Genomic DNA, 15,855 nt, shown 5'->3' with positions numbered 1-15,855 from the left:
CCCCCGCGATGCGACGGCTCGTCGCCGAGACCCGGCTGCACCCAGCCGAGCTCGTGCTGCCGATGTTCATCCGCGAGGGCGCAACCGACGCCGTCGACATCTCGAGCATGCCGGGCGTGCAGCAGCACTCGCTCGACTCGTTCCGTCGCGCACTCGTCGAGGCCGCCGGCCAGGGCATCGGGGGCGTGAACCTGTTCGGCGTGCCGACCACGAAGGACGCGACCGGATCCGGGGCGACCGACCCCGACGGCATCCTCAACGTCGCCATCCGCGTGGCGAAGGAGGAGGTCGGTGACGACCTGGTCGTGCAGTCCGACCTGTGCCTCGACGAGTTCACCGACCACGGCCACTGCGGTGTCCTGGCGGCGGACGGCTCCGTCGACAACGACGCCACCCTGCTGCGCTACCGCGACATGGCGGTCGCGCAGGCCGAGGCCGGCGCCGAACTGGTGTGCCTGAGCGGGATGATGGACGGCCAGATCGCCGCCGCGCGTGACGCGCTCGACGTCGCCGGGCACACCGGCACCGCGCTGCTGGCCTACGCGGCCAAGTACGCGTCCGCCTTCTACGGACCCTTCCGCGAGGCCGTGTCGTCGTCGCTCGTCGGCGACCGGCGGACCTACCAGATCGACGCCGCCAACGGTCGGCAGGGGCTGCGCGAGGTCGCGCTCGACGTCGACGAGGGCGCCGACGTCGTGATGGTGAAGCCGGCGATGAGCTACCTCGACGTGCTCGCCGAGACGGCTGCGACGTCGCCCGTGCCGGTCTGGGCCTACCAGATCTCCGGCGAGTACGCGATGATCACGGCAGCCGCACAGAACGGCTGGATCGACCGCGACGCCGCCGCGATGGAGTCGCTCATCGGCATCAAGCGTGCCGGCGCCGACGCGATCCTGACCTACTTCGCCGTCGACATCGCACGGAAGCTCAACCAGGAGGCCGGTCTCCGCACCTCCGGCACCACCGCCGCAGTCGCCGGCATCGCCTCGACCGGGAAGGCCCCCGAATGACCACGAACGACCAGCTGTTCGGCCGTGCCAAGAACGCGATCCCCGGCGGCGTGAACTCGCCCGTCCGTGCCTACGGATCGGTGGGCGGCACCCCGCGTTTCCTGGTGTCGGCGAAGGGAGCGTACGTCACCGACGCCGAGGGACGTGAGTACGTCGACCTCGTGGCGTCGTGGGGTCCCGCGATCCTCGGTCACGCGCACCCCGGTACCGTCGAGGCCGTGCAGCAGGCTGCCGCGCGCGGACTGTCCTTCGGGGCCTCGACCCCGGGCGAGACCGAGCTCGCCGAGCTCGTGAAGCAGCGGGTGTCGGTCGACGGCGACGGCCCCATCGAGAAGCTCCGCATGGTGTCGACCGGCACCGAGGCCACGATGACGGCGATCCGGTTGGCCCGCGGCTACACCGGCCGCGACCTGCTCGTGAAGTTCGCCGGGCACTACCACGGGCACTCCGACTCCCTGCTCGCCGAGGCTGGTTCGGGGGTCGCCACCCTGGCCCTTCCCGGCAGCGCGGGCATCACCGAGGAGACCGCGGCGCAGACCCTGGTGCTGCCGTACAACGACCTGGACGCCGTCCGCCGCGCGTTCGACGAGCACTCCGAGCGCATCGCCGGCGTGATCGTCGAGGCCGCCGCGGCGAACATGGGCGTGCTCGCTCCCGAGCGCGGGTTCAACCGCGCGCTCGCGCAGATCGTGCAGGCGCACGGGGCGCTGCTCATCGTCGACGAGGTCCTGACCGGGTTCCGCGTCGGGTCGGCCGGCTGGTGGGGCCTCGAGGCGTCGAAGGTCGTCCCCGACGGCGCCGGCTGGAAGCCCGACCTGATCACGTTCGGCAAGGTCATCGGTGGCGGCATGCCCCTCGCCGCGCTCGGCGGCCGACGCGAGGTCATGGACTTCCTCGCCCCGCTCGGCCCCGTGTACCAAGCGGGCACCCTGTCCGGCAACCCGCTCGCCGTCGCCGCGGGCATCGCCACGCTCCGGGCCGCGACGCCGTCGGTGTACGAGTCGCTGAACCGCACGGCCTCGGTCATCTCCGCGGCCACGTCGGACGCGCTGTCCGCCGAGGGCGTCGCGCACACCGTGCAGCGGGCCGGCAACCTGTTCTCGTTCGCCTTCACGGACACCGCACCGCGGAACTACGACGACGTGCGGGCGCAGGACGCGTTCCGGTACGCGCCGTTCTTCCACGCGATGCTCGACGCCGGGGTGACCCTGCCGCCGAGCGTGTTCGAGGCGTGGTTCGTCACGGCCGCCCACGACGAGCGGGCCGTCGGACGCATCCTCGACGCCCTGCCCGCCGCGGCGAAGGCAGCGGCCGCCGCGACCGCGTAGGGGGCGGCGCGCGCCGCGCCGAGGCCTCGGCTGGTTGACTGGCCGCATGCAACTCGCCGAGGCCCTCATCGAGCGCGCCGACCTGCAGAAGCGCATCGAACAACTGCGCGGCCGCATCGCCGCGAACGCCCGCTTCCAAGAGGGCGAGGAGCCCGACGAGGACGCCCGTGAGCTCCTCGCCGAGGCCGAGCGGTCGATCGACGCGCTCGAGGTCCTGCTCGCCCGCATCAACGCGACGAACGCCAGCACCACCGTCGTCTCCGGACAGACCGTCACCGCGCTGCTCGCCCGACGCGATGCCCTCCGGCTGCGGCACGCGCTCGTCACCGGAGCGGCGGACGCCACGGCCGGCACGAACGGCGGCTACCGACAGCTCCGCAGCGAACTCCGCACGTTCGCCGCGTTGCCGACCGCCGAGCTCCGGTCGCGGGCCGACGCCCTGGCGAAGGAGATCCGCGAACTCGACGCGGTCGTCCAGCGCACCAACTGGGAGGTCACCCTGGTCGACTGAGCAACGGGCGGTGCGTCGGTAGACGGACCGGGGCGGGTACGGACCCGACGACCGGCGGGCAATCCGGTCACCTGTCGGCGCAGTGGGCAGCGCCATGGCGAGAGCCGTGCACATCGCAGCCCAGTACGGCGCACCAGGTACGGTGCACACCGCACCACGCACAACCGCGTACCGACCGGACCGACGAGGGCGGGACAGGGGACAGCACCGCCCCACCCTCGACGGGTCAGGAGCAGTCGGCCTTGGTGAAGGTCGTGTCGAGCGTCTTCGAGGTGCCGTCGAACGCGTAGGTGTACCGCATGTCGACGCCCTCGTCGAGGAGGTCCTTCGTGTCGCTGTTCGAGCAGAGCGTCGGGCCGACCGAATCGCGGATGGCGCTCTCGGTGATCGAGGCGGGGTCGACGCTGGACGACACCGTGTAGTCGTAGTGGATCGCGTTGCCCTCGGCCTCGACGCCCGTCCACGACGTCACCGAGTCGACCTGCTTCGGCAGGTCGCTCTGCTCGCGGATCTGCACGACGGCCTTCGAGACCTTTTCTTCCGTCGAGTCGCTGAACGCGGCGGTGAGCGCCTGGCGGACCAGGAACGCGACGACCACCGCGACGACGACGCCGAGCAGCGAGATGAGGACGCGCTTGCCACGGGACTGCTTGGGCGGTGGCGCGTAGGGGGCCCCGGCGGGAGCGGGCTGCGCGTACGGCTGCTGGCCCGGCTGCTGCTGCGCCCAGGGCTGCTGGCCGGGCTGCTGACCCGGCTGCTGGCCGCTGTTCGGCTGCGGTTCCGACCCCGGGTAGGGCGGCGGTGTGGTCGTCATGGTGTTCCCCCTCGTTGCGGTGCGCGGCCTGACACCGTCGTCCGGCATCGGGTCCCTCCCCGACACGGGCCGCAGACACCTGAGCGACCATCCAAGCACAGGCCGGAGCGCCGCAACGCGTCAGGCGGAACGCCGTGCTGCCCAGCGACCCTCGGACCGGAGGATCGCGAGCGGGAAGTCGAACGCGTGCGACACCGCCGACGACGTGATGACCTCGTCCGCCGTGCCCTGTGCCACCGCGGCACCGTCACGGAGCAGCATCGCGTGCGAGGTCGACACCGGCAGGTCCTCCAGGTGGTGCGTGACCATGACGCTGCCGAGCTCGGGGTGCCGGTGTCGCAGGGCATCGACCGTCTCGAGCAGGTGCTCGCGCGCGGCGACGTCGAGCCCGGTCGCCGGTTCGTCGAGCAGCAGCAACTGCGGCTCGGACATCAGCGCCCGTGCGATGAGGGTCCGTCCGCGTTCGCCCTGGGACAACACGGGCCACCGGGCGTCCCGCCGTGCGGTGAGGCCGACGTCGGCGACGTGCTGCTCGGCCGCCTCGACCTGGGCGGCGGTGGGCTCCCACCGCATCATGAGGTCGGTCGTTCCGGTCAGGCCGGTCAGCACCGTCTCGAGCACGGTGAGCGGGGAGAGCATCCGGTGCCGCGGGTCGACGTGGCCGATGTGCTCACGCAGCTCGCGGACGTCGACGCGTCCGAGGCGCCGGCCGAGCACCTCGACCGTGCCCGCCGTGGGGTGGCCCGTTGCTCCGAGCACCGCGAGCAGCGTCGACTTGCCGGCACCGTTCGGACCGAGGAGCGCCCAGTGCTCGCCGCGCCGGACGGTCAGGTCGACGTCGTGCAGCAGGTCGCGCCCGGACCGCGTGACGCGGACACCGGTGGCGTTGATCAGGACGTCGTCGTTCACGACTCCATGCTGCCGTACCGCGCTCGGACGTCGGCGACGTGCGCGTCGAAGTGCGCCGAGAGGGCGTGGCACGCCTCGGACCCGAGCTCGGGGTCCCGCGCCCGGACCGCCTCGTCGAGGAGCTCGAGGAAGTCCTCGATCGCCCACTGTCGGAACGGGGGTGGCTCCGGCAGGATGTACGCCAGACGGGAGATCGTGACGGTCGTCGTCTCCCGTATCGCGCGGTTCGGGCTGCGGGACGCGAAGAACCGGTTGATCTCGAGCAGCGTGGCCGTGAACGAGAAGTCGCGGACCCGAGCCTCTCGTCGGACCTGCGCCAGCAGCACGTCCAGCTGCGCGACGTCCGCATCGGTCAGTGCGGGGATCGCCGACCGGACGCACATCTCCTGCAGCCCGAGGAGCAGGCCGACCGTCTCCGCCCAGTCGTCGACCGTCGGGACCGCGACGAGCACACTGCCCTCGCGATCGGGGCCGCCGAGCACCAGGCCCATCACTTCGAGCCGCTGGAGCATCGGCAGCAGGCGGCGCATCGGGACGCGGAACCGCGCGCTCAGGTCCCGCAGCGAGTACTCGCGGCCGGGCTCGAGCCTGTGGTCCCGAATCGACCCGAGGACCTCGAGCCAGTCGTCGTCCGGACGCCAGCCCGCCCAGTACAGCTCGTCCGAGGTGTGCTCGGCCGGCTCGACCAGCTCTGCGGGTCGGACGCCGAGGGCCGCAGCGGACATCTCGAGGTAGCGGCGCCACAGCCGGATGAGCACATGCGCTGCGCGCTCGGCACTGCTCCGGTCACGCAGCCGGAGTGCCTGGAGTGATGAGGCGAGCCAGGACTCGATCTCCACCACCTGCCAGGGGAGGGTGGCCCGTGGTCCGTACCGCAGCTGCTGGAGCGTGCGCACGAGCAACCTGGCGGTCAGGCGGTCCGGGGTGCGTTCGGCCCAGAACCCGATCGTCGCGAACAGCGCGGGGTCGAGTTCGTCGCCGCGTTCGGTCGCCGCCCGTCTCGCCCTCGCCACGAGTCCGGCGTAGACCGCGACGTCGTCCTCGTTGGCGGTCGGCACGGTGGCGCGCATGGCCACCTCGACGAGTCCGACGAGCATCCAGCTGCCCTCGGCCCACGGCACCGGGCCGAGCTCCGGGAAGCGCACCCGATCGCCGGGCGAGAGGCGGGCCAGTCCGATGTCGGCGAGCCGCTGCAGTGCTCCGGCGAGGATCGACGGCCGGACGTCGAAGCGCTCGCAGAGTTCGAGGAGGTCGTGCTCACGATCGTCCCGCAGCGCGCCGCTCCGCAGGGCGCCGAGCACCCGCGTGAAGGCGTCGTCGAACAGCGGACGCCAGTCGGTGGGTGACTGCGCGGCCACCACCGTCAGCCCCGCGTGGAGCGGACCGACTCGATGTGCTGCTCGAAGTTCCGCGTCAGCGCACGCCCGGCCTCGGCCGCCGTCTCGCCGTCGCGCTCCTCGAGGGCCTCGCCGAGGATCGAGAAGAACGCCTCGGAACCGTACTGCTCGAACGCCGGGGTGGGGTTGAGCGTGAACCGGACGCGCTCGAGCGCACCTTCGGCGGCGACCTGCACGAGCGGGTTGCCGGAGTGGGCCACGGCGAACTCGATGATCTCGGTCACGGCTCCGCTGAAGCCGAGGTCGCGGACCTTGCGGAGTCCGTCGGCTCGGTCGAGCAGCTTCTGGGCAGCGGCGACGTCGGCGTCGTCGTACTCGGGGACGCCCCACCGCAGGCTGAGCTCGAAGAAGCCGACCATGGCGCGGGTCGCGGTCACCCAGTCGTCGAACGTCGGGGTGGCGACGCGGGTGTAGCGGTTCGCCTCCATCTCGACGAGGCCGATGTCGACGAGCTTCGCGATCGCCTCACGGATCGGGGTGCGACTCACTCCGAGCCACTGCACGAGCTCGTCGTCGTTCAGGCGCTCGCCGTGCTGGAGCGTGCCGTCGCGGAGGGCTGCCAGCATCTTCTCGTACACGACGTCGCGGAGCAGCTTGCGGGGTGAGTTCTCGACCGTGGACTTCGGGACCGGCATGTCATCTCCTCGTGCATCGGACTCGGTACTGGAATCCTAACGTGTCAATTTGCAAGCGCTTGTGAAATTGTGGTACAGGAGTATTTCAACTCCGGAGGTCGACCACCGTTCGACCGTGCACGCGTCCGGCGACCACCTCAGCGCCGACCTTGATCGCCCGCTCCGGCGTCACGGTCCGCGTGACACCCGCCAGCAGCGCGGGGTCGAGGTCGGTCGCCAACCGCTCCCACGCCCGGTGCCGGAGCTCCGGCGGGGCGTCCACCGAGTTGATGCCGAGCAGTGACACCGCCCGCAGGATGAACGGCAGCACCGTCGTGGGCAGCGCAGCGTCCTGGGCGAGCCCGCACGCCGTGACGGCACCGCCCCACCGGGTGCCGGCCAGCACGTTCGCCAGGGTGGCCCCGCCGACGCTGTCCACGGCGCCGGCCCACGTCGCACGCTGCATCGGCTTGCCGGGCTCGGACAGGGTGCTCCGGTGCACGACCGCCGTCGCGCCGAGGCGTCGGAGCGAGGCCTCGTTGGTGCTCCGCCCGGTCGACGCGGTCACCTCGTACCCGCGTGCGGCGAGCAGGGCGATCGCCACGGTGCCCACCCCGCCGGACGCACCCGTGACGAGCACCGGCCCGGCACCCGGTTCCACGAACCGTTCGAGCGCGAGGACGCTGAGCATCGCCGTGAACCCGGCCGTGCCGATCGCCGCCGCGAACGAGTCCTCGATCGTCTCCGGCAGCACCACGAGGGAAGCGGACGGCACCACGGCGTGCTGGGCCCAGCCACCGTGCCGGGACTCGCCGAGTCCAGCACCGTTCAGCACGATGCGGTCGCCGATCGCCACGTCGTGCACGCCCGGTCCGAGCGCCGACACGGTGCCGACGACGTCGATGCCGGGCACGAGCGGGTCGACCCGCGCGACGCCGGGGTTCCGCGCGAGGGCGAGCCCGTCCTTGTAGTTGACGCTCGAGTACGTGACGTCGACGAGGGCCTCGCCCTCGGCCGGATCGGGCAGGTCGACGTCGGCGACGGTGGGCGGGGCTGAACTGGACACGAGAACGGCGCGGGTCATGCGCCGGACGCTACCCCGGGCCTCCCGGCTGTGCCTGCCACGATGCCTGGCGGAACCGGGCGTACCGGGTCGAAAGAAACGACCAGGTACGCCCGAAACGGTCAGGTACGCGCGCGGCGAGCGCTCACCCGAACATGATGGCGGCCTCGTCGAACCGCGCCTGCGGCACGGTCTTCAGCTCGCCGAGCGCCTCGTCGAACGAGACGTGCACGATGTCGGTGCCCTTCAGGGCGACCATCCGGCCCCACCGCTCCTCGACCACCGAGTCGATGGCCGCCAGGCCGAGCCGCGTCGACAGCACGCGGTCGTACGCGGTCGGCGTGCCACCACGCTGGATGTGCCCGAGGGTCGTGGCACGCGTCTCGATGCCCGTCATCTCCTCGATGAGGGGCGCGAGGCGCTCGCCGATGCCACCCAGGCGCGGACGCCCGAAGGCGTCGAGCCCGCGCTCGGTGTGCGCGTTGTCCTCGTGGTCGGGGACGAAGCCCTCGGCCACCACGACGAGCGGTGCACGCCCGCGGTCGTAGGCGGCACGCACCCACTTCGCGATCTGCTCCATGCTCGTCTTCTGCTCCGGGATCAGGATCGCGTGCGCACCGGCGGCCATGCCGGAGTGCAGGGCGATCCAGCCGACGTGCCGGCCCATGACCTCGGCGACCATGCACCGGGAGTGCGACTCGCCGGTGGTGCGCAGGCGGTCCATCGCCTCCGTCGCGATCGCGACGGCGGTGTCGAAGCCGAACGTGTAGTCGGTGGCGCCCAGGTCGTTGTCGACCGTCTTCGGGACGCCGACGATCTTCAGCCCGGCGTCGGTCAGGCGCTTCGCCGCGGCGAGCGTGCCCTCGCCGCCGATCGCGACTATGGCGTCGATGCCGTGGCGGTCCAGGGTCTTCGAGATGTTCTCGACGCCGCCGTTCGGGCCCTCGAAGGGGTTCGTGCGGCTGGTGCCGAGGATCGTGCCGCCCTGCTTGGCGATGCCCTGGATGTCCTTGCGGCCGAGCGGGACGATGTCGCCGTCGACGACGCCGCGCCAGCCGTCCCGGAACCCGACGAACTCGTGGCCGTGGATGGCGATGCCCTTGAGGACGATCGCGCGGATGACCGCGTTCAGACCGGGGCAGTCGCCTCCGGAGGTGAGGATGCCGATGCGCATGGGAACTCCGTCGTCGGGTGGTGCGGGTGGGGTCGTGGGGGACTGCGACCATCATGACTGACGGTGGTTGCGCATTACCATCCCGGTGTGACCCTGCTCGCCTCCGCCTCGTCGTCCGGTGACGCGTCCGGCGACGCGTCCGGTGCTCCTGGTGCGTCCGGCGACGCGGCTCGCGTCGACACCGTGTACCGACCGGGAGGCCCGGTGAACGTCACGTCGACCCTGCGGCCCCTGCAGCGCGGCTCCGGCGACCCCGCCTACAAGGTGGTCGGCTCGGTCGTGTGGCTCGCCCTGCGGACGCCCACCGGCCCCGCTGCCGTGGCGATCCGGCCGGCTGGCGACACCATCGCGGTCTCGGCGTGGGGCGACGGTGCTGCGTGGGCGGTCGAGCACGCGCCGGAGCTGCTCGGTCGCGGCGACGACTGGGACGGGTTCGACGTCTCCGGGCACGCGTTCCTGGCGACGGCCCGACACCGGCAGCCCGGACTCCGGCTGCTCCGGACGAACACCGTCGTCGCGATGCTCGTGCCGGCGATCATGGAGCAGAAGGTGACCTCACGGCAGGCGTGGGGCGCATGGCGGTACCTGCTCCGCCGGTACGGCACGCCCGCGCCGGGCCCCGCGCCGGACGGTCTCACCGTGCCGCCGACGGCCGACGAGTGGGCGCGGATCCCGAGCTGGGAGTGGCACAGGGCCGGCATCGAGCCCGGACGGTCGGCGACGGTGATGCGCGCGGTGAAGCTCGCGCCGGCGCTCGAGCGGACCCTGACGCTCGGTCGCGGCGGTTCGGTCGTGTCGGCGCGGCTCCAGTCGATCCCCGGCATCGGGAAGTGGACGGCTGCCGAGACCGCGCAGCGCTCCCACGGAGACCCCGATTCGCCGAGCGTCGGGGACTTCCACGTCCCCGCGCTGGTCGGGTGGGCGCTGACCGGGGGACCGGTCGACGACGACGGGATGCTCGAGCTGCTCGAGCCGTGGCGGGGGCACCGGGAACGGGTCGTGCGGCTGATCGGCGGCTCGGGATTCCGGAAGCCGTCGTTCGGGCCGCGGCTCACGATCCAGGACCACCGCGGGCACTGAGCGGTCGCGGGTGCCGGCCCGCTGCCGTCCGCCCCCGGTTCGCGACACGACACCAGGTGATCACACGGTGTCCTGTCGGAGAAGGGGTGCGCGTGCGGTTCGGCCGCTACTGGAACACCCCGGCGACGTCTCCGTTCGCCAAGGCGTTCACGATCCACATGACGGCCACCAAGAGCACGGGCAGCAGGACGTACCCGAAGTCGGACTTGACCGACGCCTCGGCGAACGATTCGGCGCGCCCTGACGCTCGACTGGACACCGTCCCGCCGACGATGCGGAGCATGTTCTGCCATTCGAGGATCTGCACGATCGCGAAGAGCACCGCGACGAGTGCGGCCAGGAAGACCACGGTGATCTGCAGACCGCTCAACCAGATTGCCGGCCCGTGCAGGGCTTGGGCGACCTCCGCGGGGTACTGGATCGACCAGGGTGAGTCGTTGCCCCTGACGCTCTCGGCGAGGGCCTGGAAGTCGCTCAGGCGGTGGCTGCCCCACACGGTCCGGTGCAGTGCGAACGTGACGATCAGCACGCTCTCGGCCGCGAGGACGAGGACGACGATGATGATGCGGATCACCCGGCGGTCGCCGAGCACACCGAGTCTCGCTGATCGGGCCGACGCGACGACGAGCCCGACCGCGCCGCCAGCGGCTGCACCGATCAGCAGTCCGAACGCGAGGTTCGAGTACGAGACGAAGCCGAGGGCAGCGATCGCGGCGACAGCGGCTGCGACGATGAACGGCCACCAGTCGCCGGCTCCCGAACTCGGCTGGTCCTGCTGTGCGTGGACCGTCACGTTCTGCTGGATCGACATCCGCTGGTCGTAGATGTGCACGTCGTGTACATCTCGTCCGGCCTGGACGACCGTCCCACTGTTGTTCGTGACCTGCTGGAACGGCGACCCCGATCCGCTCGCGGACTTGCCCTTCCCGCCGACGGCGAGGCTGAACACGGCGATTATCACGGCAGCGACCAGCGCGACGATCAGATCAGCCCCCTTGTCCGCGAGTGACACTGATCCGGTCGCAGCAACCACGCCGCCGATATTCCCCATGCTGGTATTCGTAGCGGCGTCGGGAGGCGGTGTCAACCGACCGTGACCGCGCGTCGTCAGGCGTCAGGGGTGGCGGACGCCCTCGCCGGCCAGCACGGCGCGGTAGCCCTCGCGGAACGTCGGGTACTGCGGTGCCCAGCCGGTGGACCGGAGCAGCGCGTTCGACAAGCGCTTGTCACCACCGGACTGCCGGGCACCGCCGTCACCGGTGACGGGCTCGGGAACGCCGAGCTCGTCGGCCAGGAACCGCAGCACGTCGTCGAGCCGGCTCGGTTCGTCGTCGGTGCCGAGGTACGTCGGCGCCGGGTCCTCCACGGTCGCCAGGTGCACGAGCGCCGCGGCGGCGTCGTCGCGGTGGATCCGGTTCGTGTGCGGCGAGGCACCCGGAGCCAACCGCGCAGAACCGGAGCGGACCTGGTCGATCAGGCGCTCGCGGCCCGGACCGTAGACACCGGACAGCCGCACGAGCACGGCGTCGGGAGCACGATCGCGCAGCAGCGCCTCGGCCTCGACCAGGACCTCGGCGGTCGGGGTCGCACCGTGCGCCGGGGTGTCCTCGGTGACCTCGCTGCCGTCGTCGACGTCGTACACCGCGGTCGACGACACCACGAGCAGGCGTGGATCGGCGTCCGAGGCGTCGATGCCGTCGAGCACGTTCCACAGGCCGTCGACGTAGGTGGCGCGGTACTCGTCGACGTCACGGCTGCCCGCGGCGAAGGCCACGACGACGACGGAGGTGTCGGCGGGGATCTCGGGGACCTCGTGCCGCAGGTCCGCGCTGCGGCCGGTGATCGGGGCAGGGACCAGTTCGGCGCGGCGTCGGAGGCCGATCACGTGGTGTCCCTGGCGCGCGAAGCGGAGACCGGCTTCGGTCCCGAGGTCGCCGCATCCGGCGATCACGACGGTGTCGTTGTTGTGCACCCGTCGACCTTGGCACGGACACCTGGTGGACGCTCCCGCGCCCGGCCTGCTGCCGCTCAGAGCGTCTTCCGCAGCAGCACGGAGTCACCGTGCTGCTGGTCGCGCTCACGCTCCCCGGTGTCGACGAAGCCCAGCTTGCCGAGCACCCGGAGCGACGCGGTGTTCCAGTTGCGGACCGTGGACGCCAGATGGCGGTACCCGTGCTCGCGTGCCGCATCGATGACCGCGCCGGATGCTTCCGTGGCGTACCCGTGGTTCCACGACGCCTGCAGGAACTCGTACGCCAGCTCCGGTTCGTCGGACACACCGACGCCGTTCGCGACGAGGCCGCAGTAGCCGACAGCAGCACCGGTGTCCCGGCGCTCGACGACGAGCAGACCGGGCGCCGGCGTCTGGTCGTACCCGCGCGCCCACTCCTCGAGATCGGACACGGTGGGGTGCCCGTCGGCCGAGAGCCGTCGATGCGGCGGCACGCGTGGATCCCGTTCGGCCCAGAGCCGACGGTGGAACGCGGCGTCGGTGCTCCGCCACGGCCGCAGGCGCAACCGTTCCGTCTCGAGTGCCGACATCTGATCGCCGCCGTCAGTCCGAGGTACGAGCGGGTTCTTCGTCCTTCGCCTCGACGCCGTCGTGGCGCATCCGCACGACGCTGGCCAGGGTCGACAGCGCCATCGCGGCGATGATCACGATCAAGGAGACCCACGTGTTGATCTCCGGCGCCCACTCGATGTGCTCGCCACCGTTCAGGAAGGGCAGCTCGTTGTCGTGCAGTGCGTGCAGGACGAGCTTCACACCGATGAACGCGAGGATCACCGCGATCCCGTACTTCAGGTAGACGAGCCGCTCCAGCAGGCCGCCGAGCAGGAAGTACAGCTGCCGCAGGCCCATCAGGGCGAAGACGTTCGCGGTGAACACGATGAACGGGCTCTCGGTGATGCCGAAGATCGCCGGGATCGAGTCGAGCGCGAACAGCAGGTCGGTCGTGCCGATGGCGATGAGCACGATGAGCAACGGGGTGAAGTGCCGCACGCCGTCGTGGGTGGTCCGGAACTTCATGCCGTCGAACGTGTCCGTGAGGCGCACGCGACGGCGGAGCAGCCGGACGATGAAGCTGTCCTTCTGGTCGTCGGCATCGTCCTCGCCGCGGAGCTGCTGGATCGCCGTCCAGATCAGCCAGGCGCCGAAGATGTAGAAGATCCACGAGAAGTTCTCGATGAGCTGGGCGCCGACGAGGATGAAGATGCCGCGCAGCACGAGCGCGATGATGATGCCGAGCATCAGCACCTCTTGCTGGATCTTCTTCGGCACCGAGAACCGCGCCATGATGATGACGAAGACGAACAGGTTGTCGATGCTCAGGCTGTACTCGGTGAGCCAACCGGCCAGGAACTCACCCGCCGAGTCGCCGCCCGCGAACACGAGCATCAGGACCGCGAAGACCAGCGCGAGCCCCACGTAGACGCCCACCCACGTCGCCGACTCGCGCAGCGTCGGCACGTGCGGCCGGCGCGCGACGATGAGCAGGTCGGCGAGCAGGATCGCGACGATCGCGATCAGCGAGCCGACTTCGAACACGACGGGGAGTTCGGGCATCTGGTGCGTTCCTTGCTGGTGGTGGGCGGGCCGTCGAGCACGGCCGGGCTCGGTTGCTGTCCCCTCTAGTGTCGGGGACGTTCGCGCGCCGAGCGACCGCGTCCCGCGTTCAGCGACCGGGGCCGTCGACCGGTGGGTCCGGTGGGAACGGCCGTCGTGCGACCCAGATCTGTACTCCGACGAGCACACCGAGCATCCCGCCGAAGCACAGGAACACCCATCCGGCCGCCGGGTGGCCGCCGGCGATGAAGACCGAACCGATGACGAACCCCGTTGCGGCTCCGAGCCCGTGGAACACCAGCGAGACCACCGTCCAGCCTGGACTCGCGTTCATCGTCAGCTGTGCGTCCCGGACCCATCCGGCATCCCTGGTACGTCGGAGCACGACGACGATCGTGCCGATCGAGACGCCGACGGCCGCCAGCAGCATGACCAGTTCCACGTGCATCGACCTCCTTCGGCATCGTCGTCCCGTCGACGGTGAACGATCCAGACTGCCACCTCGTTGACCGGGTATGGGACTCCGCACACGCACCAAGGTCATCATCGGCATCTCCACCGGCGTCGTGGTCATCGCGGCCGCCGCCGTCATCGCCGGCCCGTCCATCTACGCGAACACCGTCAACGGACAGGCCGCCGCAGCACCCTCGCTGCAGGCGACGTCATCCGCCAGCCTCGACGCGGCGGACGCCGACGGCACCTGGACCAGCACGGGGACCTCGTACGCCGGCTACCGGGTGCACGAGGTCCTGCAGGGGAATGATGTGAACGTGGTCGGACGCACGAAGGACGTCGAGGGCACCGCCGAGGTCGACGGCGGCTCCCTCGCGACGGCGACGGTCACGGTCCAGGTCGCGAAGATCACCACCCCCGAGTCCGCGCGCGACGCCTACTTCCGCGACACCGCGCTGGAGACGGACAAGTTCCCGACGGCGACGTTCACGCTGACGAAGCCCGTCGACGTCTCGAAGGCACTCGACGGCAGCACGCAGGACGTCACCCTGACCGGCACGATGGACCTGCACGGCGTCACGAAGGCCGTCACCGCCGACGCACAGGTGGCGGTCGGCAAGGCCGGCACCGTACAGGTCGCCGGCTCGGTGCCGATCACCTTCGCCGACTACGGCGTGCAGGCCCCCTCGCTCGGCTTCGTCACCGTGGACGGGAAGGGCTCCGTCGAGTTCTCCCTCGACCTGCAGAAGTGACTGTGACGAGTCGTTCCGCCGACGAGCTGCTCGCGACGCTCTACCGCGAGCACGGCGACGCGCTCACCCGGTACGTCCGGCACCTGACGCGGGACGGCTCGGCGGTCGAGGACGTCGTGCAGGAGACCATGGTCCGCGCCTGGCAGCGCCCAGCGGTGCTGGAACGCGCACCGGACAGCGCACGCGCCTGGCTGTTCACGGTGGCGCGCAACCTGGTCGTCGACGACGCCCGGTCCGCCCGGAACCGCCGGGAGTTCGGCACCGAACACCCCGTCGACCGTGCCGAGTCGGACCGAACCGACGCCGTGCTCGACCGCATCGTCGTGGCCGATGCGCTCGCATCGCTCTCCCCGGACCACCGCCGCGTGGTCGTGGACGCCTACTGGCTCGGCCACACGGTGCCGGAGATCGCACGACGACACGACATCCCCGAGGGCACCGCGAAGTCGCGGCTGCACTACGGGCTGCGAGCCCTGCGGCTCGCACTGCAGGAACGAGGAGTGACCCGATGAGCGACGACCGGTACGCAGAGTGGGACGCAGCGTACGTGCTCGGGTCCCTGAGCCCGGACGAACGGCTCGAGTACGAGCAGCACCTGGAGACGTGCGACCGTTGCACGGCCGCCGTCGCCGAGCTGGTCGGCCTGCCGGGTCTGCTCGCCAAGCTGCCGGCCGACCAGGCGATCGAGATCGCCGAACCGGACGGGAGGCCCGACACCGGTTCCGAGAGCACCCTCGCCTCCGTCGCCCACCGCGTTCGACACCGTCGCCGCCGTCGCCGGGTCTGGGTCGCCGCCACCGCGGGGCTCGCGGTGGTCGCCGCCGTCCTGGGCGGACTCGCCGTCGGCACGGCGGGGGACCGCGGCTCGGTGCAGGCCGGACGTGACGTCTCGGCCTCGGCGACCGCGGACCGCTACGACATGACCGGCGCCCAGGGACTCGATGTCGACCTCGCCGTCAGCGGCGAACAATGGGGCACACGATTCGACTGGGGCTGCTCGTACGGCGGCAAGAAGTGGGCAGCGGACGGATCGGTCATGTACGACCTCGTCGTGGTGCGGTCCGACGGCACCGCGCAGATCGTCGGCTCGTGGACGGCCGCGGGCGAGGACGCGAAGGGGCTGTCGGCGTCGACGGACATCCCGCGCGACGACATCGCGAGCGTGCAGGTGCGGCTCCGCGGCGA

The 15,855-nt window shown here is 71.2% G+C and carries 18 protein-coding genes; 7 read left to right on the top strand and 11 right to left on the bottom strand.

The genetic code is table 11. The annotated features are described in order from the left end of the window. From hemB to OGL88_RS17220, 3 genes are all read left to right on the top strand, one after another. Nucleotides 1-1,010, top strand: a 1,010-nt coding sequence (gene hemB, locus OGL88_RS17230) for a porphobilinogen synthase (RefSeq protein ID WP_263092242.1), incomplete at its 5' end; no start/stop codon positions are given. After that, on the top strand, nucleotides 1,007-2,338 hold the full coding sequence (gene hemL, locus OGL88_RS17225) for a glutamate-1-semialdehyde 2,1-aminomutase (RefSeq protein ID WP_263055377.1): 1,332 nt from the start codon (nucleotides 1,007-1,009) through the stop codon (nucleotides 2,336-2,338). The genes hemB and hemL, both read left to right, overlap by 4 nt. 46 nt (nucleotides 2,339-2,384) lie before the next feature. Continuing rightward, the gene (locus OGL88_RS17220) at nucleotides 2,385-2,849 is read left to right on the top strand and encodes a DIP1984 family protein (RefSeq protein WP_263055378.1); all 465 of its coding nucleotides are present in this window, start codon (nucleotides 2,385-2,387) and stop codon (nucleotides 2,847-2,849) included. A 226-nt stretch (nucleotides 2,850-3,075) separates the two neighbouring features. Here OGL88_RS17220 and OGL88_RS17215 read toward each other — a convergent pair whose 3' ends face one another. The 6 genes from OGL88_RS17215 to OGL88_RS17190 all read right to left on the bottom strand — a co-directional run bounded on the left by OGL88_RS17215 (nucleotide 3,076) and on the right by OGL88_RS17190 (nucleotide 8,820). Further along, nucleotides 3,076-3,663, bottom strand: coding sequence for a hypothetical protein (locus tag OGL88_RS17215; protein WP_263055379.1), 588 nt, complete (start codon nucleotides 3,661-3,663; stop codon nucleotides 3,076-3,078). 120 nt (nucleotides 3,664-3,783) lie between these two features. Beyond that, nucleotides 3,784-4,572 (bottom strand): ABC transporter ATP-binding protein, encoded by a 789-nt coding sequence (locus OGL88_RS17210; RefSeq protein ID WP_263055380.1) that lies wholly within the window; start codon nucleotides 4,570-4,572, stop codon nucleotides 3,784-3,786. Next, entirely contained in the window at nucleotides 4,569-5,930 is a 1,362-nt protein-coding gene (locus OGL88_RS18135; protein ID WP_263092241.1) for an FCD domain-containing protein, read from the bottom strand. The genes OGL88_RS17210 and OGL88_RS18135 overlap by 4 nt, the downstream gene beginning before the upstream one ends. Nucleotides 5,931-5,935: 5 nt before the next feature. Then, a complete protein-coding gene (locus tag OGL88_RS17200) occupies nucleotides 5,936-6,604 on the bottom strand; it encodes a GntR family transcriptional regulator (protein WP_205463549.1) in 669 nt (222 codons plus the stop codon). An 85-nt stretch (nucleotides 6,605-6,689) separates the two neighbouring features. Continuing rightward, complete coding sequence (locus tag OGL88_RS17195; protein ID WP_263055382.1) at nucleotides 6,690-7,667, bottom strand: MDR family oxidoreductase; 978 nt, start codon at nucleotides 7,665-7,667, stop codon at nucleotides 6,690-6,692. Between the two features lie 124 nt (nucleotides 7,668-7,791). Beyond that, complete coding sequence (locus tag OGL88_RS17190) at nucleotides 7,792-8,820, bottom strand: 6-phosphofructokinase (RefSeq protein WP_111083779.1); 1,029 nt, start codon at nucleotides 8,818-8,820, stop codon at nucleotides 7,792-7,794. An 87-nt stretch (nucleotides 8,821-8,907) separates the two neighbouring features. On the opposite strand from OGL88_RS17190, the gene OGL88_RS17185 reads away from it, so the two are divergent. Then, the gene (locus OGL88_RS17185) at nucleotides 8,908-9,900 is read left to right on the top strand and encodes a DNA-3-methyladenine glycosylase family protein (RefSeq protein WP_263092240.1); all 993 of its coding nucleotides are present in this window, start codon (nucleotides 8,908-8,910) and stop codon (nucleotides 9,898-9,900) included. A gap of 106 nt (nucleotides 9,901-10,006) precedes the next feature. Here the strand turns inward: OGL88_RS17185 and OGL88_RS17180 are convergent, their stop codons facing one another. From OGL88_RS17180 to OGL88_RS17160, 5 genes are all read right to left on the bottom strand, one after another. Then, nucleotides 10,007-10,951: a hypothetical protein gene (locus OGL88_RS17180; RefSeq protein ID WP_263055384.1), complete on the bottom strand. Its 945-nt coding sequence runs from the start codon at nucleotides 10,949-10,951 to the stop codon at nucleotides 10,007-10,009. Between the two features lie 63 nt (nucleotides 10,952-11,014). Then, on the bottom strand, nucleotides 11,015-11,872 hold the full coding sequence (locus OGL88_RS17175; protein WP_263055385.1) for an NAD-dependent epimerase/dehydratase family protein: 858 nt from the start codon (nucleotides 11,870-11,872) through the stop codon (nucleotides 11,015-11,017). Nucleotides 11,873-11,928: 56 nt separating this feature from the next. Continuing rightward, nucleotides 11,929-12,441, bottom strand: a complete 513-nt coding sequence (locus OGL88_RS17170; protein WP_263055386.1) for a GNAT family N-acetyltransferase — start codon at nucleotides 12,439-12,441, stop codon at nucleotides 11,929-11,931. Nucleotides 12,442-12,454: 13 nt separating this feature from the next. Beyond that, the gene (locus OGL88_RS17165) at nucleotides 12,455-13,465 is read right to left on the bottom strand and encodes a TerC family protein (RefSeq protein WP_123294520.1); all 1,011 of its coding nucleotides are present in this window, start codon (nucleotides 13,463-13,465) and stop codon (nucleotides 12,455-12,457) included. Nucleotides 13,466-13,574: 109 nt separating this feature from the next. Beyond that, nucleotides 13,575-13,913, bottom strand: a complete 339-nt coding sequence (locus tag OGL88_RS17160; protein WP_159573718.1) for a hypothetical protein — start codon at nucleotides 13,911-13,913, stop codon at nucleotides 13,575-13,577. A 67-nt stretch (nucleotides 13,914-13,980) separates the two neighbouring features. Here OGL88_RS17160 and OGL88_RS17155 point away from each other — a divergent pair, with 67 nt between their 5' ends. From OGL88_RS17155 to OGL88_RS17145, 3 genes are all read left to right on the top strand, one after another. Continuing rightward, nucleotides 13,981-14,670 carry a YceI family protein gene (locus tag OGL88_RS17155; protein WP_263055387.1) on the top strand — a complete coding sequence of 230 codons (690 nt, stop codon included), beginning with the start codon at nucleotides 13,981-13,983 and terminating at the stop codon, nucleotides 14,668-14,670. Then, nucleotides 14,667-15,182, top strand: a complete 516-nt coding sequence (locus OGL88_RS17150) for a sigma-70 family RNA polymerase sigma factor (protein ID WP_205463553.1) — start codon at nucleotides 14,667-14,669, stop codon at nucleotides 15,180-15,182. Before OGL88_RS17155 ends, OGL88_RS17150 begins: the two co-directional genes overlap by 4 nt. After that, nucleotides 15,179-15,855: anti-sigma factor (locus OGL88_RS17145; protein WP_263092239.1), on the top strand; the 677-nt coding region annotated here is incomplete at its 3' end. The genes OGL88_RS17150 and OGL88_RS17145, both read left to right, overlap by 4 nt.

Origin of the sequence: Curtobacterium sp. RIT-PI-V (assembly GCF_025642935.1) — a bacterium.
Lineage (GTDB): Bacteria > Actinomycetota > Actinomycetes > Actinomycetales > Microbacteriaceae > Curtobacterium.
This window is presented reverse-complemented; position numbering and strand designations above follow the sequence as displayed.